Source organism: Micromonospora sp. NBC_00821, assembly GCF_036347035.1.
Lineage (GTDB): Bacteria > Actinomycetota > Actinomycetes > Mycobacteriales > Micromonosporaceae > Micromonospora > Micromonospora hortensis.
Map to the genome: position 1 here is coordinate 5,567,312 of NZ_CP108880.1, position 20,980 is coordinate 5,588,291.

Consider the following 20,980-nt stretch of genomic DNA (forward strand, 5'->3'; position numbering starts at 1 on the left):
CCTGTTCTCTGGGTTGCCACCCGCTCACCGAACGTGCCCCCCGGAGGCGACATGCACACGCTCCGTACCGTGCCCCGCCGGCTGCTGGCCGGCTCCGGCGCGCTCCTGCTCGGCACCGCCCTCGCCACCGCCGCCGTTCCGATTCCGGCCAACGCCGCGACCGGCGCGGACACCGTCGGATACGTCCGACTCGCGCACCTCTCCCCGGACACCCCGGCGGTGGACGTCTACCTGGCCGCGCCGGGCGCTGCGAAGCCGCAGGTCTTCCCCGGGGTCGGTTACGGCGTGGTCTCCGACTACCTGGAACTAGCGCCGGGCCGGTACGCGGTGGCCATGCGCGAGGCCGGCGCCCCCGCCAGCGACCCCCCGGTGCTCACCACCGAGGTCGCGGTGACCAGCGGGAACGCCTTCACTGTGGCCGGTGTCGGCCGGCACGCCGACCTCGGCCTGCGGGTGCTCACCGACGATCTCAGCGCCCCCACCGACGGCCGCGCCAAGGTGCGGGTCGTGCAGGCGTCGGTGCGGACCCCGGTGCTCGACGTGGCCGCCGCCGACGGCCCGATGATCGCCGACGGGGTGCAGTTCGCCACCACTACCGACTACCAGCAGGTCGAGCCGGGCAGTTGGCGGCTGAAGCTGACGGGCGCCGGCGGGCCGAGCACCGACGCCGAGGTGCGGCTCACCGGCGGCGCGGTCTACTCGCTGCTGGTGCTCGACGCGAAACAGGGCGGGCTCACCGCCGAGCTGCGCCGCGACGCCGAGGGCGGCACCGTCGTGCCGGCCGGCGGGGTGGACACCGGCGCCGGTGGCACCGCCGGAGCCGGGCTCGACGCGTACCCAGTGGTGGCCGGCGGTCTGGCCGCGGCGGCCGGCGCGGTGGCCCTGCTGCTCTGGCGCCGGCGGCGCGCACCACCTGGTGAGCGCCGGGCCGGACCCGTCGATCCGGCGGCACCGTGAGCGCCGGATACCGCTGGCCGCGCTGGTCGCGGCCGGCGCGGCGGTCTGCCTGGCCGCCGGCACCGGGGTCGGGCTGGCCACCACCGGCTCGCCACCGCCGGTGGCGGCCTGGCACCCCGGCTGCGGCGACGACTGCCCGTCGGTGGCCGCCGCGCCCACGCCACACGGTCCACCCACGCGGGTACGCGTACCGCGCATCGACGTCGACTCACCGCTCACCGTGCTGGGTCTGGACCGCGCTGGCGTGCTGATTCCGCCGACCGACTTCCACACCGCTGGCTGGTACGGCGGCGGCCCGGCCCCGGGCGACACCGGTCCGGCGGTACTCGCCGGGCACCTGGACTCACGACGCGGCCCGGCGGTCTTCGCCCGGCTCGGCGAGCTACGGCCCGGGGACCTGGTGGAGGTGTGGCGCGGCGGGCAGCGGTTGCCGTTCCGGGTGACCGGGTCGCTGCGTACCCGCAAGGACCAGTTTCCGACTGCCGTGGTCTACGGCCCGACGCCCGGGGCGGAGCTGCGCCTGGTCACCTGCGGGGGCGACTTCGACCGGCGGCGGGGCCACTACGTCGACAACGTGGTGGTGTTCGCGGTGACCGAGGCCCCCGACCCGGTCCTGCCGACGTCCGCCGCAGGCTGAGTCAGAGGGGACGGCGGCCGGCGAAGCCGCACTCGGCCCGGTGGTACCAGCGCACGTCGGAGTCGCCCTCCAGCCAGCACCAGAGCACGGCGCGGCCGGCCCGCTCGCCGGGGAAGTCGAGCAGCACCGGGGCGATGCCCTTGACCTGGATGTCGTGCTGGTGCAGCTCGTCGACGACGGCGTGCAGTCGAGCTTCCAGTGCCTTGACCTCGGCCAGCCCGCCGAGCGCGCTCACGCCGTGGTCGGCCAGGTCGACGCGCAGCTCGGCCAGGTCGGCCCGGACCCGGATCAACTCGTCGACGCGCGGTTGCAGGGTGGCCACCAGGTGCCGGGCCTGGGCAAGTGTGAACACCGAGCCAGTATGCGGCACACACGGCCCCGCGACGCGCCCCGACCGCTCAGTCGGCCTGTGCCGCCAGCTCGCGGGCGCGATCCCGGGCGGCCTCCAGCGCGGCGAGCAGCGCCGCGCGTACGCCGTGCTTCTCCAGCTCACGAATCGCGGAGATGGTGGTGCCGGCCGGCGAGGTGACCGCCTCGCGCAGCTTGACCGGGTGCTCGCCGGAGTCGCGCAGCATCACCGCCGACCCGATCGCCGTCTGCACGATCAACTCGTGCGCCACCTGACGGGGCAGCCCGAGCAGGATCCCCGCGTCGATCATGGCTTCGACCAGCAGGTAGAAGTAGGCCGGGCCGGAGCCGGAGAGCGCGGTGACGGCGTCCTGCTGCGACTCGGGCACCCGGATCGTCTGGCCGAGCGGCTTGAACATCTCCTCGGCAAGCGTGAGGTGCGCCCCGGTGGCGTGCGCGCCGGCGGAGATCGCGGTCATCGCCTCGTCGACCAGCGCCGGGGTGTTCGTCATCACCCGCACCACCGGGGTGCCCTCGGGCAACCGGCGGCTGAAGAAGCTGGTAGGCAGCCCCGCGCAGAGCGAGATGACGAGCTTGTCGGCCGGCACCTTGGGGCCGATCTCGTCGAGGAGCGCGGCGGCGTCCTGCGGCTTGACCGAGACCGCGAGCACAGCGGCCTCGTCCACAGCGGTGAGGTTGTCGACCACCCGTACGCCGTACCGGGCGGACAACTCCTCCGCGCGAGCGGGTCGGCGGGCGGTGGCCAGCAGCCGGTCCACCGGCCATCCTGAGCGCAGCAGCCCGGAGAGCATCAGCTCACCGATCTTGCCCGCGCCGATCACCGCGACAGTGTGCACTCCGGCGGACATGTCGGCCCGTACCCCCTCGCATCGGGTCGCGGCGCGGCGGACCCGCAGGCCCGCCGCGCCGCCGACGATCGATCAGCTGCCGAAGAACACCTCGGCCTCGGCGTACCGCTCCAGCGGCACGGTCTTCAGCTCGCGGGTGGCCTCGGCGAGGGGCACCCGGACGATGTCGGTGCTCTGCATCGCGACCATCTTGCCCCAGTCGCCGTCGTTGACGGCGTCGATGGCCTGCAGGCCCAGGCGGGTGGCGAGCACCCGGTCGAAGGCGGTCGGGGTGCCACCGCGCTGGATGTGGCCCAGCACCACGGTGCGGGCCTCCTTGCCGGTCTTGGCCTCCAGCTGCTCGGCGAGCCACTGGCCGATGCCGCCGAGGCGGACGTGGCCGAACGAGTCGAGCTCCTGGTTGGCGAGGACCATCTGGCCGTCGAGCGGCTGGGCGCCCTCGGCGACCACGACGATCGGGGCGTACTGGTGCTGGAAGCGCTTCTCGACGTAGCCGGCCACCTGCTCGACGTCGAACTGACGCTCGGGTAGCAGGATCACGTTGGCGCCGCCGGCCAGGCCGGCGTGCAGGGCGATCCAGCCGGCGTGCCGGCCCATCACCTCGACGACCAGGGTGCGGTGGTGGCTCTCCGCTGTGGTGTGCAGCCGGTCGATGGCCTCCATCGCGATGTTGACAGCGGTGTCGAAGCCGAAGGTGTAGTCGGTGGCGCCGAGGTCGTTGTCGATCGTCTTCGGCACGCCGACGACGTGCACGCCCAGCTCGTAGAGCTTGGTGGCAACGCCGAGGGTGTCCTCGCCGCCGATCGCGATCAGCGCGTCCACGCCCTGGGCGGCGAGGTTGTCCTTGATCCGCTCGACGCCGTTCTCGATCTTGAACGGGTTGGTACGGGACGAGCCGAGGATGGTGCCGCCGCGGGGCAGAATGCCGCGAACGTCGGCAATGTCCAGCGGGCGGGACAGACCCTCGAGCGGGCCCTTCCAGCCGTCCCGGAAGCCCACGAACTCGTGACCGTAAGTGGCGACGCCCTTGCGGACCACCGCCCGGATGACCGCGTTGAGACCGGGGCAGTCGCCGCCGCCGGTGAGCACGCCGATACGCATGATCCGCTCATCCTCCTGGAGCATCAGGTAAAGCCCGATATGCCCCAGGGTATGTGTCAGGTCAGACCATCGGCGCCGTTGCCGGCCCGGGGCGGGCCGTCACTGCGAACTGTAGTCGGCCCGCCAGTACGACGACAGCGCGCCCCGGGCACCCACCCCCGGTCAGTAGGTCACCTCGTGGCTCTCGCCGACCTTCGGTGGCCGGCCGGTGACCGCGGCCCTCGCGTAGTCGAGCAGGTTCACCACCGTGCTGTTCGGCGAGTCCCAGTACTCGGCGGAGCTGGCGTGCACCTTGATCAGCGTGAGACCGGAGGTGTCCAGCCCGTCGGGGAACCACGCCTTGAGCAGCGGGCTCCACAGCCGCTCGGCCCGGGCCCGGTCGAACCCCTCGGTGGCGGTGCCGGAGATCGACACCCACGCGTTGTGCTTCTGGTCGGAGAAGGCGACGTTGACCTCCGGGTTCACCCGGATCTGGCGGATCTTGGCCGAGTCGGCGTAGGCGAAGAACCACAACTCGCCGTCGAACTCGGCCTCCTGGAGGGCCATCGGTCGACTCACCTGCCGCCCGTCCAGAGCAGTAGTGGTGAGCATGCAGATGCGCGCGGCCCGGGCCAGGCCGGTGACCCGGGCGCGTGCCTCCGCTGCGCTGCTGGGCTGGTCGCTCATGGCTATCTCCCTCGGCTCGGCTGGTCGAACCGTTGCCCGGGACAGAACCGGTCAAAACCTGCGGCGGCGTGGCCACCACTCAACGAGCGGTCATCGCCCGCCAGCGGGCCAGATTGTGCCGGGCATCGACCAGAGCGTCGTGCCGGGCCGCGTCCGCGTCAGGCAGGGGCGGCCGGCCCCGGTCGTCCCAGAGCTGCCGCAGCTCCTTGGTGTAGCGGGGAATCTCTCGGGGCAGCGCCGGCATCGCGCCCCAGAGCTGGGCGAGCACCACGTGGTCGTACGCGGCGAACCAGGCCCACAGCTCCAGCTGCTCCCCCGGCCGGTCCCGGATCGGCTCCATCAGGAAGTCGTACAGGTCGTCGCGAATGCGCTCACGCGAGCGCCACGCCCGGTCCGCCGGGGAGGGCAGCTTGTCCAGCACGTTGCGTCGGACCCAGGGCACGGCGCGGGAGTCGTCGAACTCGGTGGAGACCGCGTAGAACTCGCGGCCGTACTCGTCGACGACACCGATCGAGACGAGGTCGACGGTCGTGCCGTCCTCGATGAACTCGCAGTCGTAGAAATAGCGGTAGACCATTCCGGGCATCCTCGCCCACCGCCGCACGGCCGCGCCCGGCGGGGCCCGTCCGGAGGTCGACCGAACCCCGACGACACCTCGTGAACGGCACGTCGCAGTTCGTGACGGTCACGGAAGTGCTTCGAGGGGTGTACAGCAAGCGACCGGACCGTCATGATCTGATGTGTACCGCTACCGGACGCCGAATCGGTGTCAGTTCACCTTGTCGGGGCCCATCAGGTTCGCCCGGTGAGCGAGTTGTGGTCCATGACCGGGGGAGGGGTTGGGCCGTGGAGGTTCGCCTGCCGGAGCCGGGTGACGCGCTCACGGGTGTCGAGATGTTCGCCGGGCTGGAGCCCGAGGTGCGGCAGCGTGTCATCGCCGCCGCCGTTCCGCGCACCTACCGCAAGGGTCAACTGCTCTTCGTGGAGAACGACCCCGGCGAGTCGCTGATCGTGCTGCGCCGCGGCGCGGTGGCGGTCTTTCGCACCGCTCCCACCGGCGAGCGGGCCGTGCTGTCGGTTATCCGTCCACCGGACGTGCTCGGTGAGGTCTCCCTGCTCGACGCGTCCACCCGGTCCGCCTCGGCGGAGGCCATCGAGGACTGCGCGGCGCTCGCGCTCTCGCGGGGTGCGTTCATGGAGTTGGTGCACTCCAACCCCCGCATCCTGGACGCGGTGATGCGCTCACTGGGCGGGCTGATCCGCCGACTCACCGAGCAGAACGCCGATCACGTCTTCCTCGACCTGCCCGGTCGGGTCGCGAAGACGCTGGTGCGGTTGGCCGGCGAGAGCCAGGCACCGATGATCACGATCGAGCTCAACCAGAGCCAACTGGCCGAGATGGCCGGTGGTTCCCGGCAGAGCGTCAACCAGGCGATCGGCTCGTTCGCCAGCCGTGGCTGGCTGCGTACCGAGGGCCGCCGGATCGTGGTGACCGACGTGGCCGCGCTGCGCCGCCGCGCCGGCATGGCCGACCGCTGACCGACCGGCCCGCGCCGGCCTCGTCACCGACCCGGGCTCCGGTGTGGACGTCCGTCACCGGTCGCCGGCCCACCCGTACGCACGGCTGATGCCGGCCGCCACTGGCAACCGGCATCAGCGAACGCTTAGGACGGACAGGTGCGGCCGGTGGACCGATGGCCCGCCGACCGCACCTGGGCGATCAGTTCTCCGTGCTGTCGGCCGGCGGCGCGCCCGGCCCCGGACCGATCTTCTTCGGATCGGTCGGCTTACCAGCCGTGGACGTGCTCGACGAGGTGGTCGTGGTCTCCCCCGACCCGCCCGACTGACCCTCAGGCTCTTCCACCATGCCCTGCTCCTCCAGTTCGGCGAGAGTGACCGCATCGACGTCGATCGTGTCCCCCGGCGCCCACAGCGTGCCACCCGGATCGGTCCACGAGGCGGACAGTCGTACCTGCACGGCACTCTCCCTGACATGAAACTTCCTGGTACGGAACACTAACCCCGACCGATCGATGCCGTTGCCCGTCCGCACGTCGGGTACCCGACTGGGCCGACCGGCCGCGATACTGACCTCTTTCGCCCACGGAGCTGAACATCGACCTCAAGTGTGGACACTGCGCACGCGCGGCCGGGCCGGACGACCGCTTCTGCGGCGGGTGTGGCCAGCCGCTCGGGGTCAACTGTGCGCACTGCGGCCATGCCAACAGCACCGAGGTCAACTTCTGCACCAGTTGTGGTCAGCCGCTGCGGGACAACGCCGTCGCGGTGCAGGAGGACCGGCGTCAGGTCAGCGTGCTCTTCGTCGACATCGTGGACTTCACCAGCTACGCGGAGCGGGCCGACCCGGAGCAGGCCCGCGGTCTGCAGCAGACCTACTTCGCCACGGTGCGCCGGATCGTGCACCAGTACGGCGGGGTGGTCGAGAAGTACATCGGCGACGCGGCGATGGCGCTGTTCGGCGCGCCGGTGGCCACCGACAACGACGCGTTGCGATGTGTCCGCGCCGGGTTGGAGCTGCAACGGAACCTGGCCCGCCAGCCCGCCGGTCCGCAGCCGCCGCTGAGCTTCCGGGTCGGCATCGCGACCGGCGAGGCCCTGGTCGACCTCTCCGCCACCCGCGACGGGGGGCAGGCCTTCGTGACCGGGGACGTGGTCAACACCGCTTCCCGCCTCCAGGGGTTCGCCCCGCCTGGCGGTGTCGTCGTCGACGAGAGCACCTGGTCGGCCACCCGAAACGAGATGGAGTACGCCGACCAACCACCGGTCACCCTGCGCGGCCGGTCCGCGGTCAGCCGGATCTGGCTCGCCGTCCAGGTGCGACCACATCGGGACCCGCGCGGCGCCGAACTGACCCCGATGGTGGACCGGGAGCACGAACGCGGCCTGCTGGTCAACGCGCTGCACCGGATGGTGACCGAGCGGACCTCCCAGTTGGTGACGGTGTTCGGCCCGGCCGGTGTGGGCAAGAGCCGGCTGTTGCGCGAGCTGGCCCGGCACGCCGGCAGCCTGCCCGGCCCGCCGATCACCTGGCTCGTCGGCCAGTGCCCGCCGTTCGGCGAGAACGTCACCTGGGCCGCCCTGTCGGACATCGTGAAGACCTGGGTGGGCGTGCCGGAGGTCGACGACCCGGTTGCGCTGCGCGAGCGGCTGCGGTCCCGGCTGGGGCAGCTCGCCGACCCGCACGCGATCCGGCTGGCCGAGGCGCTCGGGCCGCTGATCGGCGTACCCGGTGAACGGCTCACCCCTGTCGAGACCGAGGCCGCCTGGCGGCGGTTCCTGCTCGCCCTGGCGACCACCGGCCCGACAGTGCTGGTCTTCGAGGACATGCACTGGGCGGACCAGGCGATGCTCGCCTTCGTCGAGCAGTTGGGTGCGTCAGCGCGCGGCGTACCGCTGCTTGTCGTCGCGACGGCCCGACCGGAGCTGCGGGAACGGAACCCGGCCTGGACCGGCACGATCAGTGGCGCGATGTCCATCTCGGTGCCGCCGATGCACGACACCGACATCGACGCGCTCTACTCGCTGCTCCTCGGGCAGGCGACGCTGCCGTCCAGCTCGCGTACCCCGCTGATCGAGTTCGCCGACGGCAACCCGCTCTACGCCCAGGAGTACGCCCGGATGCTGCTGGACGGCGGCCTGCTCGACGCGGTCGGTTCGACCGCCCGCCTCGACCTCGACGGTGGCGCGGAGATGCCCCGCACCGTGCAGGCGGTCATCGCCAACCGGCTCGACCTGCTGGACCCGGCCGACCGGGCGGTGCTCCAGGCCGCCGCCGTGGTCGGCGTGGTGTTCTGGGCCGCGCCGGTGGCGATGGCGTTGGGCCGGCCGGTGGAGTGGGTGGAGCGTGCGCTGGACCGCCTGCAACGTCGCGACCTGGTGTACGAGCAGAGCACGTCGACGATGCCCGGTCAGTCCGAGTACCGGTTCCGGCACATCCTGGTGCGCGACGTCTGCTACCAGCGGCTGCCCAGGGCCGAACGGGTGCTGCGCCACCAACGCACCGCCGACTGGATGGCACAGCTCACCGACGGCCGGCAGTACGACCTGGCCGAGGTGCTGGCCAACCATCGCTGGGCGGCCCACGAGATCGCCCGGACGGTCGGGCTGGACACCGCCCCCTACGCCCCGTCGGCGCGGGCCGCGCTGCACCGGGCGGCCCGCCGCGCGTACGAGTTGCACGCGTTGGACACCGCCGCCGCGCTGGTCGGCCGGGCGCTGGCCCTGGACGTCGGGCCAGACCCGGCGCTGGAGCTGTTCGACGCCGAGCTGGCGTTCTATCGGGACGGGGACGCCTTCCTGGTGGCGGGGGGCACTGACACCCTGACCCGGCTGGCCGAGCGGCTCGCCACGAGCGGCGACCGGACGGGGGCGGCGCGCGCCTGGACGCTGCTCGCCACCGCCGCCTGGAGTCGGGCGGACCGGTCGGCGACGTTGCGCTGCCTGGACCAGGCGATCGGCATCTACGGGGACCTGCCGGACAGTCAGGAGAAGGCGGGCGCCCTGCTCGAGCTGGCCCGGGTGCACATGCTCAACGCGGAGACCGAGCCGGCGTGCACCGCGGCGCGGGCGGCAGCGTCGCTCGCCGAGCGGCTCCAGCTGCGCGAGGTCCAGGCCAACGCGCGGATCACCCTGGCCGTGGCGCGCTACCTGGCCGGCTCCGCCTCGGCGTTCCCGGAGCTGGCGGAGGTGACCGAGCACTGCCGGGTGGAGCGGCTGACCAGTCGGCGTCGGGCGGTGCAGAACCTGGCCTGGGCGTTGCAGGAGGAGGGCGACCTGGCCGGCTCGGCCCGGTTGGTCGACGAGCAGCTCACCCTCGACCTGGGCGGCGAGCACAGCCTTGCCACCAGCTTCGCCGACCAGTGGGCCCGGTCGTACTACGCGGGTGACTGGACGGCGGCGCTGGCGATGGCGGCGGAGTCGACCCGACGGCCGACCGCGGAGTGGGATCTGCACATCGTGGCGGTCTCGGGTTGGATGCGCGGGCTGGCCGGAGCCGAGCTGGCCGGCCCCGACGGGCCCGACGAAACTGCGGGGCCGGCCGCATCGGGTGGGGATCTGGTCGAGCAGGCGCTGGTCGCGGCGCGGCGCACCGGTTTCCACCGGGTGCTGCGCTCCACCCTGGCGCACGCCGCCCTCTGCCGGGCGGTGCAGGGCCGCCGTGACGAGGCGATGGCGCTGCTCACCGAACTGGACGAGGACTGGCAACGGACCCGGATGATTCCGTTCGCGGAGTGGGTGCCGGCCGTCGGGCACGTCGCCGGGGTGCTCGGCGCGGACGCGGCCCGGCTGGTCCGGCAGTTGCTCGACCGGGCGCCCCGGACGACCCCGTGGGCTCACGCGGCCGGTCAGGTCGCCGACGCCACGGTGGCCCGGCACGCCGGGGACGCCTCGACCGCGGCGAACCTGCTGCGCTCGGCGGCGGCGAGCTACGCCCGGATGACCGACGTGACCGACGAGATCATCACGTTGGCGCTGGCCATCGGCCCGCTGGCCGAGGCCGACCCACCCGCCGCCGTGGCGACCCGCGCCCGCCTGCACGACTTCGCCACCCGTCACCACGCCCCCGCCCTGCTCCACCTGCCCTGACCGCCGACCGGGCCGGGCCGGCGGTGGCTCAGGCGGCCAGTGGCGTCGGGACGGGCTGCTTGAGCTTCTGGGCGTAGACGTCCACGTACTCCCGACCGGAGAGCTCCATCAACTCGTACATGATCTCGTCGGTGACCGCGCGTTCGACGAACCGGTCGCCGGCCAGCCCGGCGTAGCGGGAGAAGTCCAGCGGCGCCCCGAACCGGATCCGCACCCGGTCGATCTTGGGGATGAGCTTGCCCGGCGGCTGGATCTCGTCGGCGTTGAGCATCGCCACCGGCACCACCACCGCGCCGCTCTCCAGGGCGAGCCGGGCCACCCCGGTCTTGCCCCGGTAGAGCCGGCCGTCCGGGGAGCGGGTGCCCTCGGGGTAGATGCCGGCCACTCCCCCGGCCCGCAGCACCTGCAACTGGGTGTCCAGGGCGGCGCGCGCGGCCCGGCCACCGGAGCGGTCCACCGGAATCGTGCCGGTGCCGACGAAGAACATCTTGGTCAACCAGCCCTTGATTCCCTTGCCGGTGAAGTACTCGGCCTTGGCGACGAAGGTGACCTTCCGCGCGGTGATCAACGGTGTGAAGATCGAGTCGGAGAAGGAGAGGTGGTTGCTCGCCAGGATCACCGGGCCGGTCGCCGGCACGTTGTGCAGGCCCTCCACCTGCGGGCGGAAGATCAGCTTGAGCAGCGGACCGAGGATGACGTACTTCAGCAGCCAGTAGAGCACCGGCGTCCTTTCCCGTGGTGTGCCCGCGACAGCGCCAGCCGTCGTCGCCGCCGAGCCTACGAAGCGAGCGCTCTCACCACAACGGACGACGTTCGGGGGCCGAGGCATCGAGCCTTCCCGCGATCACCGAGATCGCACTTGTCGCGCAAGAACGGACAAAGGAGCCCCGCCGCGACCTGCGGAAGCAGCCGTGACTTTGGAAGACGCGACACAACGCACTCCCGGAACCATGCCCTGACGTGTCACGATTCAGAGCACGGCGTGCGGATGGCGCCGAAGGGCAGGGGTGGCCGCGCCGGAAGGCGCGTTAAGGGGGATGTCCGGGTGTCAGCGGGTGGGGCCCGCCGGGGACGGCGGGACAACGGGCTCGACGCGAACGAGTACGCCGTCGTCGGCGACGTCGATCCGCGCGTCGGTGAGCACCTGCTCGACGTGCTGGCCGCCGGCGGGATCGCCGCCTACCTCCAGCCCTCGGCCGACCTCAACCCGGTCACCCGCACCACCACGGTGCCGGCCCGGCCGGTCGACCGGCTCTACGTCGACCGCTCGCACCTGACCACCGCACGGGACTACCTGACCCAACTCGCCGACGAGACCGCTCCGGAGCAGCCGCCGGCTCGCGATGAACCGGACATCGACGCCGAGTGGGCGCGGATCGTGGCGGGCTTCCACACCACCTCCACGCCCGGTGACCACCCGTGGCCGGCCTCGGAGGACGTGGACGAACGGGACGGCCGGGACGAGCCGACCTCCGGGCCGCTGACCCGATCCGGCACCGACGAACCCGGTCCGACCGCCACCGACGTTCGCCGGCTGCCGTCCGCGACGGACATCTCCGGGATTTCCGTGGGGCGGGGCACCCGACCGGACGAGCCGTCGCTGCTGGACGGGTTGGACACCTTCGGCGCCGACCTGCCCGACGACGAGGACGACGAGGGCTACCACCCGCCGCCACCGCCGCCGCTGCCGCGGGTCAGCAAGTACGCGGTGATCGGCGTGCTCGGGGTGGTCGTCGGGTTCGTGCTGTTCCTCTTCCCGTGGCTGCTCCCGATCGACCGCTCCGCGGTCACGCTGTTCGGGTTCACCGGCATCCTGGCCGGCTTCGTCACGCTGATCTGGCGGCTGCGTCCCGGCGACGAGGACGAGGACGACCCGGACAACGGCGCGGTCGTCTGAGGGTCGGCCCGCATCCCGGGACAGCAGCGCCCCGCCGGGGGCGTAACAGTGGTGTAACTTACTGTCAGTAGGAATACCGCTGTACGTCACTTCCCCCGCTGACTGACCGGTTTTTCCTTGCTCGCGGCGGTCAGTCCTCTGCTGATCGGAATGCCCGAGATGCGACAGAGTTCTCTCGTGGTGGTGGCCAACCGCCTCCCCATCGACGACAATCAGGCCCCCGACGGGGCCTGCGAGTGGCGGCGCAGCCCGGGCGGGTTGGTCAGCGCGCTGCACCCGCTCCTGAGGCACACCCCGGCGACCTGGGTCGGCTGGGCCGGTGGCACCGGGCCTGCCCCCGCCCTGCCGGACGTCGACGGCGTGCGGATGCACACCGTCGCGCTCAGCCCGGAAGACCTGCGCGACCACTACGAGGGGTTCGCCAACGCCACCCTCTGGCCGCTCTACCACGACTCCGTTGAGCAGCCGCAGCACCACCGCCGGTGGTGGGAGGCGTACCAGCGGGTCAACCAGCGCTTCGCCGAGGCGACAGCGGAGGTGGCCGAGCAGGGCGGGGTGGTCTGGGTGCAGGATTACCACCTGCAACTGGTCCCCGGTCTGCTGCGCGCGCTCCGCCCGGACCTGCGCATCGGCTTCTTCCTGCACGTGCCGTTCCCGCCGCCGGAGCTGTTCATGCAACTGCCCCGCCGGGCCGAACTGCTGCGCGGCATGCTCGGCGCCGACCTGGTCGGCTTCCAGCGGGTGCAGGCGGCGCACAACTTCGCCCAGTTGGTGACCCGGGTGCTGGACCTGCCGGCCACCGACCGGCGGATCGGCGTCGACGACCGGGTCGTCCGCATCGGCGCGTTCCCGGTCTCCATCGACACCGCCGAGATGGCAGCGCTCGCCGACCGTCCGGACGTGGCCGCCCGGGCCCACCGGCTCCGTCAGGACCTCGGCGATCCCCGGCAGGTCGTCCTCAGCGTGGACCGGATGGACTACACGAAGGGCATCGAGCAGCGCCTCAAGGCGTACAGCGAGTTGCTCGCCAGCGGCGACGTCAAGGTCCGCGACACGGTGCTGGTGCAGGTCGCCATGCCGAGCCGGGAACGCGTCGGCCAGTACCAGATCCTCCGTGAGCGCATCGAACGCGAAGTCGGCCGGATCAACGGCGAGTTCGGCCGGGTCGGTGAGCCGGCGATCCACTACCTCACCCAGCCCTTCGACCGGGCCGAGCTGGCCGCGCTCTACCGGGTCGCCGACGTGATGGCGGTGACCCCGTTGCGCGACGGAATGAACCTGGTCGCCAAGGAGTACGTGGCCGCGCGGGTCGACGACACCGGCGCGCTGCTGCTCAGCGAGTTCGCCGGCACCGCCGCCGAGCTGTCCCAGGCGTACCTGGTCAACCCGCACGACCTGGAAGGGCTCAAGCAGGGCCTGCGCGCGGCGCTGCGGGCCGACCCGGCCGACACCACCCAGCGGATGCGCGGCATGCGCGCCCACCTGCACAAACACGACATCCGAGCCTGGGCCCGCTCCTACCTTCGCGCGCTGGACGAGGGCGGCGGCCTGATCAGTCGCCTGACCAGCACCGACACCGGTTCCGACGGTGCCGCTCGGGTGCCCCGACCGGCCACCCCGGCCGGCAGCCCGGCCGTCCACCAGGCCGGCGGCTGACCGCCGGCGGCTGACCGCCGGCGGCCCGGCTGGTCAGTGCGCCACCGGCTCCTTCTCCAGCCAGTCCAGGATCGCGTCGATCGGCTCCGCCCACCGCGCGTCCAGCATCAGGTCGTGGCCCATTCCGGGAAAGAGCAGCGGGGCCGACCCGTACCGGCGGGCCACCCGGGTCAACGTCGACGCCGGCACCACCCGGTCGTCCGGGCTACCCAGCACCAACACCGGGGGCGCGCCAACGGCCGGCTCGGCCTCCGGCTCACCCAGCAGCGCCCACTGGGCCCGCCGACCCGCCCGACCGAGGCGTCCGACATACCGCCGGGCCTCCTCGTCGGGCAACTCGCGGCTGAACAACTGCCCCCGGTTGAGCCGCAACGGCCCGCCGAACACCGCCGGCAACGTGCCCGCCGGGTTGCGGCGCAACGCCGCGCCGAGCACTCCCCAGCCGCCGAAGACCGGCGCCACCAGCACCGCGCCCCGCGCCGGGTAGCGGGCCAACGCGTGCGCCACCACCAGGGCTCCGGCGCCGTGCCCCACCAGCACCGCCTGCCGAGGCAGGCTCGCGGCCACCTGGACCACATCGTGGGCGTACGCCCGCAGCGTCGCCTCCGGCGCCGGCTCGCTGCCACCGTGCCCCCGCAGGCTCACCGCGTACGCCGGGAACCCCCGCGACGCCACGTGACCCAACCAGTGCTCGGCGAACGCCCACGCGCCATGCCCGAACCCGGGTACGAACAGCAGCGGCGGACGCCCCTGCTCCAGCTCGGGGACGGCGCTGAGCACCTCCCGCCGGGCCGGCCGCACCGGCCGGGACCACTCCCGGCCCCGCATGATCCGCAGCTCGCTACTCGCGCTCACTTGCCCTCCAGCTCGACCAGGGCGCGTTGGATGGCGCGCAGATAGTCGGCGTGCCCGACCTCGAACCAGTGCCGGCTGCTGTCCTTGACCGGCCCGGAGTACCGCTCCCCCGCCCGGTCCCGTACCCGCTGCGCGAACGCCGTAGCCCGTTCCGGCCGGTCCCGACGGGCCTGTAGCAGCCGGGCGAACAGCACCGTCTGCCAGTGCGACAGGGTGAACAGCCCGGAGTCCGGTTGCAACAGGCCGGCGACGGCCAGGGTCGGATGCCCCGGGGTGAACGCGTTGAGCCACAGCGTGGGCCGACCCGCGCCCGCGCTGTCTCCGAACACCGACGCGTCGAGGAACTCGAAGCGCGGCAGGTAACCGGTGGCGAAGACGACCACCTCGGGGTCGATCTCGCGGCCGTCGGCCAACTCCACCGCGTACGGGTGGAACCGGGCGACGTCCGGCACCGGGCCGATCCCGCCGTGGCCCACGTAGTAGACGAGCTGACTGTTCGCGATCGGGTGCGTCTCGTACACCCGGTGGTCGGGCTTGGGCAGGCCGAAGCGGGTCAGGTCGCCGACGGTCAGCCGCAGCGTCCAGTGGTAGAGCCACTGCCGCACCCGCAGCGGCACCCGCAGCGCCAACAGGCTGTCGTTGACCTGGTCGGCGGGGCGACCGAGCACGAACTTCGGCGCGTACCAGTAACCCCGGCGGGTGGAGTGCCAGCAGCGCGATGCCTGCTGGGCAGCCTCGACGGCGATGTCGCAGCCGGTGTTGCCGGCGCCGACGACCAGCACCCGCTTGCCGCGCAGCTGCGCCGGGTCCTTGTAGGACGAGGCGTGCATGATCTCGCCGCGGAACTGTTCGAGGCCCTCGTAGCGGGGCAGCTTCGGCGACCAGTTGTGGCCGTTGGCGATCACCACGGCGGCGTACCGGGCGGTGCGCTCGGGGCCGTACCCGCCGGTGGAGCGGGTGGTCACGTCCCACCGGTCGCCCTCGACGGGCTGGACCCGGATCACCTCGGTGCCGAACCAGATGTGTGATCGCAGGTCGAAGTGGTCGGCGTAGCGCTCGAAGTAGGACAGCAGCTGACTGTGGTGCGGGTAGTCGGGCCAGGAGTCCGGCATCGGGAAGTCGGGGAACTGGGTGAACGGCTTCGACGAGATCAGGTGGGTGCTGGCGTACACGGGGCTGCGGTCGTGCCGCCAGTTCCAGGCGCCGCCGACGCCCGTCTCCCGCTCGTAGCAGTCCACGCCGAAACCGTGCTCACGCAGGTTCTTGATGGCCGTCAGGCCGCTGGCCCCGGCCCCGATGACGCAGACCGTGTCGCCCCGGTCGGAGACCGGGCGGCCCTCGCTGTTCGCCGCGGGCGAGGTCGCCTCCGGGTCGGGCCGGCCGTGGTCGGTGGAGGTGGACACCGGGGACATCTCCTTTTGGTACGGCAGGCGTGCCGGTCGCCGCGAAATCCTCTCCACAACCGGGCCGGATGTCCAGTCCTGGGGCCGGATGCGCCGACGGTCGAGCCGGGGTCGGGGGTCAGCCGGTGGCGGGTAGCAGCAGGTCGACCAGGACCGGGAAGTGGTCGCTGGCCCGGCGGGTCTGCGGGGTGTCCACCACGTCGTAGTCGACAACTGTGATCCGCGGGTCGACGAAGAGCGCGTCGATACGTCGGCGCGGGTCGGCGCAGGAGTAGGTGAGCCGCTCGGCCCGGTCGGCCGCCACCGCGGCGTCGGTCAACCCGCGCGACACGGTGGCCCAGGCGGGCCCGTCCGGACCCTCGTTGAGGTCCGCCCCGGCCAGCACCGGGCTGGTCGCCGCGTCCAGGCCACGCTTGAGCTCGGTGGCCTGGGAGGGCCGCTCGGCCGGGTCGGTGGACAGGTGCGAGCCGGCGAGGGTGAACCGGGCGTCACCGACCCGGCAGTCGGCGTACGCGGCCCCGCGCAGGTGCCGACCGGGGGTCAGCGGGAAACGCTGGCATCGGGTGCCCAGCACCTGGACCCGCAGACTGGTCAGCAGCAGGTTGCCCAGGGCGGGCAGCCCACCGGCGGCCACCACCAGGCCGAACGACTCGGCCAACGTGGCGGACTTCTGCCGCCACCGGAACCGGCGCGGCCCCTCCTGCACGATCACCACGTCCGGCGTCGCGGCCCGGACCACCGCAGCCAGCGCGGCGGTGTCGTCGCGCTGGCTGTGGATGTTGTACGACACCACGCGCAGTGGCACGCCCATCCCGGACCGCCTCAGATCCGGCGGGCCAGGTCAGCGGCGCCGATCACCCCGGCGCTGTTGCCCAGCTCCGCCGGGAGCACCTCGGCCACCGGCAGGCGACCGCGCTGGGCGAGCGCGTCGAGGTACGAGCGGCGGGTGGGACCGAGCAGCAGGTCACCGGCGTCGATCACGCCACCGCCGACCACCAGGGTCTGCGGGTCGAGGATCTGTGCCATGTCGGCGAGGCTGGTGCCCAGCCACCGGCCGATCTGGGCGAACGCCTCGGCGGAGACCGGGTCGCCGCCCTGCGCGGCGGCGGTCACCATCGGGCCGGTGATCGCCTCGGCCTCACCGCCGGCCAGCTTCAGCAGGGCGGTGGCCCGGTTGGGCTCCTGCCGGGCGCCGGCACGGGCGAACCGCACCAGGGCGCTGCCGCTGGCGTACTGCTCGATGCAGCCCAGCCGGCCGCAGCCGCACTGGTGCCCGTCCGGCACGGCAAGCATGTGGCCCAACTCCGCGGCGATGCCGTGCGCGCCGCGCATCAGGTCGCCACCGAGGACGATGCCGCCACCCACACCGGTGCCGATGGTGAACATGATCATCGAGTCGTCGGCGTCGCGGGCCGCGCCGTAGCGGAACTCGGCCCACGCGGCGACGTTCCCGTCGTTCTCCACGATGACGGGCAGCCCGACGGCCTCGCTGACGTACTCGCGCAGCGGTTCGTCACGCCAGGCCAGGTTGGGGGCGAAGAGCACAGTCGAACGGCTGGCGTCGATCCAACCGGCCGCGCCGATGCCGACGGCCTCGATGGTCCGCCCGGCAGCCAGCTCGCCGACCAACTCGATGATGACGTCGCGGGTCTTGGCCACGTCATCGGCGGGAGTGTCCCGTCGGGTCTGCACGAGGACCGTGCCGGTGTCGTCCACGACACCTCCGGCCACCTTCGTGCCACCGACGTCGACTCCGATGGTCAGCGTCACCGCTACCGCCCCCCTCTGCTGTGCTGTCCGGCCCAGGTTCCGGCCCAGTGCCGGTCCGGGTCGGAAGGTCCCGCGCTCAGGCACCGTCGCCCGATGCTTCCGCGTCGGCGTCATCGGGCACCCGCGAGGCGGGCACCACGGGACGGGTGGTCGGTGCCGGTACGGTCGCCGTCCCGGCCTCGTCGACGGGTGGTACGGCGGCCGGGGCGAGTGGGTCCGCCGTCCGGGTGGCGACCGACCAGACATCCCGCTCCGGCGCCGGCTGAGAATCATGCCCGGTACGGGTGGCATCGCGCCACACGTGGTCGTCGACTGTCGCTGTGGGCGGGGCGCTCGGGGGTGGCTCGGGGAGCACGCCGTCGCTGCTCGCGGCGGGTGCCGGCGAGGGCGGGGTGGTCGGCTCGGCGGCCGGCTCGGCGGGGCTCGGCGCGGACGGTTCCGGCGGGGAGAACGCGCGGAGCAGGCTGGCGACGCCCGCGGCGAGGTCACCGGCGCCGGTCGCGAGCCGTTCGGCGAATTCCGGACTCGGGTCCCGCAACGCGGCGATGCCCCGACAGACCGGGCAGACGCAGCATTCGGCCGAACCGGTGGCGAAAGCACCACCGGCGCCGGAGCGGGCGTCCGGGCCCGCGCTGTGACCGAGGACACCGGACAGCATCCCGCCCAACGAGCCGAACGCGCCGCCCGCCGAGCCGGCGGAGGCCAGTCGCGCCCCCGCCAGCAGGGTGGCGACCAGTCGCTCCGCCTCTTCCCGGGCCGAACCCGGATCCGTTCCACCCACCGTCGGCTCCTCTACCGTGCCACCGGACACGTCACTGCGCCGCACCGGTTGCTTCTACCCGGCGCTTGAGCTGCTTCAACGCGGTGTCCATGATCATCTTTTCGGCTTTGCGCCGAAACATCCCGAGCATGCCGACCGACAGGTCGACCTCCAGCGTGTAGGTCACCGTCGTGCTGCCGTCCGGGTTACCCACCAGGTCGTACGAACCACGCTGGGCCTTCTGCATCTTCGAGGGGGCGACCAGGTGCCACTCGATCCGGGACAGGTCCTCGGCGTACTCGTAGGCGAGCACGTACTCGTCGGCCATCACCCCGGCGTCGATGGTGAAACGCACCTGACTGGGGTAGCCGTCCTCGTACTCCTCGACGACCTCGGCGCGACGCACCGCGTCGGTCCACTCCGGGTAGCGCGCGAAGTCGCAGATGACCGCCGTCACCCGATCCGGTGCGGCGCCGATGATGATCGACTGGGTGGAGGAGTCCGCCATGGGGGGAGGCTACCCGCCTCCTGGTTGTCTCACCCCGACCGCCCGCCGGGTAGGTTTCGACACATGCCGACGCCACGGCGGCGGCCGGCCCAACCAGTGCGAGCACGAAGGAGTGCAGGTGCGCGAGTTCTCCGTCCCGCCGATCGTCACCGTTGGCGACGCGGCCAACCTCACCGATCCGGTCTGGGACAACGCCGAGGTCGCGCCCGACACCGTCCAGTTCGCCCGCCCCACCCCGCGCGCCGACGGCACCGTCACCGAATGGACCGAGGTGACCTGCCTCCAGTTCCGCGACGAGGTGGCCGCCGTGGCCCGCGGGCTGATCGCCGCCGGCATCGAGCCCGGTGTCCGGGTCGGGCTGATGAGCCGCACCCGCTACGAGTGGACGCTGCTCGACTACGCCATCTGGACCGTCGGCGCCGTGACGGTGCCTATCTACGAGACGTCCAGCGCCGAGCAGGCCGCGTGGATCCTCGAGGACTCCAACGCGGTCGCCGTCGTGGTGGAGAGCGAGGCCCACGCCGCCCTGATCGCCGGTGTCCGGCACCGGCTGCCGGAGCTGGGCCAGGTCTGGCAGATCGACAGCGGCGGGGTCGACGAGCTGGTCACCACCGGTGCCACCGTCGAGCTGGCCGAGGTCGAGCGGCGGCGCAAGGCCGTCCGCGCCGGCGACCTGGCCACGATCATCTACACCAGCGGCACCACCGGCCGGCCCAAGGGCTGCGTGCTCACCCACCGCAACATGTACGCCGACATCGCCAACGCGGTGCCGGTGCTGCCGAACCTGTTCAACGCCGGCGCGAGCACCCTGCTCTTCCTCCCGCTGGCGCACGCCTTCGCCCGACTCATCCAGATCGGCGTCGTGCAGGCGCGAGCCACCATGGCGCACTGCGCCGACACCAGGAACCTGGTCGCCGAGCTACAGGCGTTCCGGCCGACCTTCGTGCTCTCCGTACCCCGGGTCTTCGAGAAGGTCTACAACGCCGCCAAGCAGAAGGCCGAGGCGGACGGCAAGGGCGGCATCTTCGCCCGCGCCGAGCAGGTCGCCATCGCGTACAGCGAGGCGCTGGAGACCCCGGGCGGCCCCGGCCTGGCGCTGCGCGCCCAGCACGTGGTCTTCGACCGGCTGGTCTACCGCAAGCTGCGCGCCGCGCTCGGCGGACGGTGCCGGGACGCGATCTCCGGCGGCGCTCCCCTCGGCGCCCGGCTCGGCCACTTCTTCCGGGGCATCGGCGTGACGGTCCTGGAGGGCTACGGCCTCACCGAGACCTCGCCCGCCGCCGCCGCGAACCTGCCCAGCGGCACCCGGATGGGCAGCGTCGGCCGTCCGCTGCCCGGCGTGACAGTGCGGATCGAGGACGACGGCGAGATCCTGATCTCCGGCGAGCTGGTCTTCCAGGGCTACTGGCGCAACGAGACAGCGACCGCCGAGACGATCAGCGCCGACGGCTGGTTCCGCACCGGCGACCTGGGCCAGCTCGACTCCGACGGCTACCTGAGCATCACCGGCCGCAAGAAGGAGCTGATCGTCACCGCCGGCGGCAAGAACGTCGCCCCGGCGGTGCTGGAGGACCTGGTCCGGGCGCACCCGCTGATCAGTCAGTGTGTCGTGGTCGGCGACCGGAAGCCGTTCATCGCGGCACTGGTCACCGTCGACGAGGAGGCGCTGCCGACCTGGCTGGAGAGCGCCGGCATGCCCCTCGACACCACCATCGAGCAGCTGCGCGAGCACGAGGGCCTCCGCAGGGAGATCCAGGCCGCGATCGACGCCGCGAACCAGGCCGTGTCGAAGGCCGAGGCGATCAAGGTGTTCCGGGTCCTGCCCCACGACTTCACCGAGGCGACCGGCGAGCTGACCCCGTCGCTCAAGGTCAAGCGCCAGGTTGTCCACAAGACGTACGCGGCGGAGATCGCCGATATCTACCGAGGCTGACTACCATCCGTCA

Annotated in this window: 20 protein-coding genes; 7 read left to right on the forward strand and 13 right to left on the reverse strand. The window is 72.5% G+C overall.

The window, feature by feature from the left end; translation table 11 throughout:
* Nucleotides 1-51 precede the first annotated feature (51 nt).
* Both OHB44_RS25260 and OHB44_RS25265 read left to right on the forward strand, forming a co-directional pair.
* On the forward strand, nucleotides 52-957 hold the full coding sequence (locus tag OHB44_RS25260; RefSeq protein WP_330438455.1) for a DUF4397 domain-containing protein: 906 nt from the start codon (nucleotides 52-54) through the stop codon (nucleotides 955-957).
* Complete coding sequence (locus OHB44_RS25265; protein WP_266304869.1) at nucleotides 917-1,594, forward strand: class F sortase; 678 nt, start codon at nucleotides 917-919, stop codon at nucleotides 1,592-1,594. Before OHB44_RS25260 ends, OHB44_RS25265 begins: the two co-directional genes overlap by 41 nt.
* A gap of 1 nt (nucleotide 1,595) precedes the next feature.
* On the opposite strand, the gene OHB44_RS25270 is transcribed toward OHB44_RS25265, so the two are convergent.
* The 5 genes from OHB44_RS25270 to OHB44_RS25290 all read right to left on the reverse strand — a co-directional run bounded on the left by OHB44_RS25270 (nucleotide 1,596) and on the right by OHB44_RS25290 (nucleotide 5,155).
* Nucleotides 1,596-1,946 carry a DUF2203 domain-containing protein gene (locus OHB44_RS25270; RefSeq protein ID WP_091407586.1) on the reverse strand — a complete coding sequence of 117 codons (351 nt, stop codon included), beginning with the start codon at nucleotides 1,944-1,946 and terminating at the stop codon, nucleotides 1,596-1,598.
* Nucleotides 1,947-1,992: 46 nt separating this feature from the next.
* Nucleotides 1,993-2,811 carry a pyrroline-5-carboxylate reductase gene (gene proC / locus OHB44_RS25275; protein WP_266304868.1) on the reverse strand — a complete coding sequence of 273 codons (819 nt, stop codon included), beginning with the start codon at nucleotides 2,809-2,811 and terminating at the stop codon, nucleotides 1,993-1,995.
* Between the two features lie 72 nt (nucleotides 2,812-2,883).
* Nucleotides 2,884-3,912 carry a 6-phosphofructokinase gene (locus OHB44_RS25280; RefSeq protein WP_088949424.1) on the reverse strand — a complete coding sequence of 343 codons (1,029 nt, stop codon included), beginning with the start codon at nucleotides 3,910-3,912 and terminating at the stop codon, nucleotides 2,884-2,886.
* Nucleotides 3,913-4,074: 162 nt separating this feature from the next.
* Nucleotides 4,075-4,578, reverse strand: a complete 504-nt coding sequence (locus OHB44_RS25285) for a pyridoxamine 5'-phosphate oxidase family protein (protein WP_238682836.1) — start codon at nucleotides 4,576-4,578, stop codon at nucleotides 4,075-4,077.
* A 79-nt stretch (nucleotides 4,579-4,657) separates the two neighbouring features.
* Nucleotides 4,658-5,155: a polyadenylate-specific 3'-exoribonuclease AS gene (locus OHB44_RS25290; protein ID WP_091407578.1), complete on the reverse strand. Its 498-nt coding sequence runs from the start codon at nucleotides 5,153-5,155 to the stop codon at nucleotides 4,658-4,660.
* 269 nt (nucleotides 5,156-5,424) lie between these two features.
* On the opposite strand from OHB44_RS25290, the gene OHB44_RS25295 reads away from it, so the two are divergent.
* Nucleotides 5,425-6,117, forward strand: coding sequence for a Crp/Fnr family transcriptional regulator (locus tag OHB44_RS25295; RefSeq protein WP_091407574.1), 693 nt, complete (start codon nucleotides 5,425-5,427; stop codon nucleotides 6,115-6,117).
* Between the two features lie 181 nt (nucleotides 6,118-6,298).
* Here OHB44_RS25295 and OHB44_RS25300 read toward each other — a convergent pair whose 3' ends face one another.
* On the reverse strand, nucleotides 6,299-6,556 hold the full coding sequence (locus tag OHB44_RS25300) for a hypothetical protein (RefSeq protein ID WP_084597913.1): 258 nt from the start codon (nucleotides 6,554-6,556) through the stop codon (nucleotides 6,299-6,301).
* A gap of 137 nt (nucleotides 6,557-6,693) precedes the next feature.
* On the opposite strand from OHB44_RS25300, the gene OHB44_RS25305 reads away from it, so the two are divergent.
* Nucleotides 6,694-10,185, forward strand: coding sequence for an adenylate/guanylate cyclase domain-containing protein (locus OHB44_RS25305; protein ID WP_330441278.1), 3,492 nt, complete (start codon nucleotides 6,694-6,696; stop codon nucleotides 10,183-10,185).
* A gap of 28 nt (nucleotides 10,186-10,213) precedes the next feature.
* On the opposite strand, the gene OHB44_RS25310 is transcribed toward OHB44_RS25305, so the two are convergent.
* Nucleotides 10,214-10,906, reverse strand: coding sequence for a lysophospholipid acyltransferase family protein (locus OHB44_RS25310; RefSeq protein ID WP_238682835.1), 693 nt, complete (start codon nucleotides 10,904-10,906; stop codon nucleotides 10,214-10,216).
* 324 nt (nucleotides 10,907-11,230) lie between these two features.
* On the opposite strand from OHB44_RS25310, the gene OHB44_RS25315 reads away from it, so the two are divergent.
* Together OHB44_RS25315 and OHB44_RS25320 are read left to right on the forward strand one after the other, a co-directional pair.
* Entirely contained in the window at nucleotides 11,231-12,082 is an 852-nt protein-coding gene (locus tag OHB44_RS25315; protein WP_238682834.1) for a DUF308 domain-containing protein, read from the forward strand.
* A gap of 159 nt (nucleotides 12,083-12,241) precedes the next feature.
* Nucleotides 12,242-13,738, forward strand: coding sequence for an alpha,alpha-trehalose-phosphate synthase (UDP-forming) (locus OHB44_RS25320; protein ID WP_266305296.1), 1,497 nt, complete (start codon nucleotides 12,242-12,244; stop codon nucleotides 13,736-13,738).
* Nucleotides 13,739-13,771: 33 nt separating this feature from the next.
* Here the strand turns inward: OHB44_RS25320 and OHB44_RS25325 are convergent, their stop codons facing one another.
* From OHB44_RS25325 to OHB44_RS25350, 6 genes are all read right to left on the reverse strand, one after another.
* Nucleotides 13,772-14,566 carry an alpha/beta hydrolase gene (locus OHB44_RS25325; RefSeq protein WP_266305295.1) on the reverse strand — a complete coding sequence of 265 codons (795 nt, stop codon included), beginning with the start codon at nucleotides 14,564-14,566 and terminating at the stop codon, nucleotides 13,772-13,774.
* A gap of 23 nt (nucleotides 14,567-14,589) precedes the next feature.
* Nucleotides 14,590-15,996, reverse strand: a complete 1,407-nt coding sequence (locus OHB44_RS25330) for a flavin-containing monooxygenase (RefSeq protein WP_266304865.1) — start codon at nucleotides 15,994-15,996, stop codon at nucleotides 14,590-14,592.
* 118 nt (nucleotides 15,997-16,114) lie between these two features.
* Nucleotides 16,115-16,807, reverse strand: coding sequence for an endonuclease/exonuclease/phosphatase family protein (locus OHB44_RS25335; protein ID WP_442932625.1), 693 nt, complete (start codon nucleotides 16,805-16,807; stop codon nucleotides 16,115-16,117).
* 11 nt (nucleotides 16,808-16,818) lie between these two features.
* The gene (locus tag OHB44_RS25340; RefSeq protein ID WP_091407561.1) at nucleotides 16,819-17,766 is read right to left on the reverse strand and encodes an ROK family glucokinase; all 948 of its coding nucleotides are present in this window, start codon (nucleotides 17,764-17,766) and stop codon (nucleotides 16,819-16,821) included.
* A gap of 76 nt (nucleotides 17,767-17,842) precedes the next feature.
* A complete protein-coding gene (locus tag OHB44_RS25345; RefSeq protein WP_238682831.1) occupies nucleotides 17,843-18,547 on the reverse strand; it encodes a hypothetical protein in 705 nt (234 codons plus the stop codon).
* A 31-nt stretch (nucleotides 18,548-18,578) separates the two neighbouring features.
* Nucleotides 18,579-19,034 (reverse strand): SRPBCC family protein, encoded by a 456-nt coding sequence (locus tag OHB44_RS25350; protein ID WP_238682830.1) that lies wholly within the window; start codon nucleotides 19,032-19,034, stop codon nucleotides 18,579-18,581.
* Between the two features lie 118 nt (nucleotides 19,035-19,152).
* Here OHB44_RS25350 and OHB44_RS25355 point away from each other — a divergent pair, with 118 nt between their 5' ends.
* Nucleotides 19,153-20,967 (forward strand): AMP-dependent synthetase/ligase, encoded by a 1,815-nt coding sequence (locus OHB44_RS25355; RefSeq protein ID WP_330438456.1) that lies wholly within the window; start codon nucleotides 19,153-19,155, stop codon nucleotides 20,965-20,967.
* Nucleotides 20,968-20,980: the final 13 nt, after the last annotated feature.

Bases quoted from the DNA above. Each gene is read 5' to 3' on its own strand.
- OHB44_RS25260 (WP_330438455.1), top strand. From the start codon at position 52: ATGCACACGCTCCGTACCGTGCCCCGCCGGCTGCTGGCCGGCTCCGGC.
- proC (WP_266304868.1), bottom strand. From the start codon at position 2,811: ATGTCCGCCGGAGTGCACACTGTCGCGGTGATCGGCGCGGGCAAGATC.
- OHB44_RS25280 (WP_088949424.1), bottom strand. From the start codon at position 3,912: ATGCGTATCGGCGTGCTCACCGGCGGCGGCGACTGCCCCGGTCTCAAC.
- OHB44_RS25285 (WP_238682836.1), bottom strand. From the start codon at position 4,578: ATGAGCGACCAGCCCAGCAGCGCAGCGGAGGCACGCGCCCGGGTCACC.
- OHB44_RS25290 (WP_091407578.1), bottom strand. From the start codon at position 5,155: ATGGTCTACCGCTATTTCTACGACTGCGAGTTCATCGAGGACGGCACG.
- OHB44_RS25320 (WP_266305296.1), top strand. From the start codon at position 12,242: ATGCGACAGAGTTCTCTCGTGGTGGTGGCCAACCGCCTCCCCATCGAC.
- OHB44_RS25325 (WP_266305295.1), bottom strand. From the start codon at position 14,566: ATGCGGGGCCGGGAGTGGTCCCGGCCGGTGCGGCCGGCCCGGCGGGAG.
- OHB44_RS25335 (WP_442932625.1), bottom strand. From the start codon at position 16,807: ATGGGCGTGCCACTGCGCGTGGTGTCGTACAACATCCACAGCCAGCGC.
- OHB44_RS25350 (WP_238682830.1), bottom strand. From the start codon at position 19,034: ATGGCGGACTCCTCCACCCAGTCGATCATCATCGGCGCCGCACCGGAT.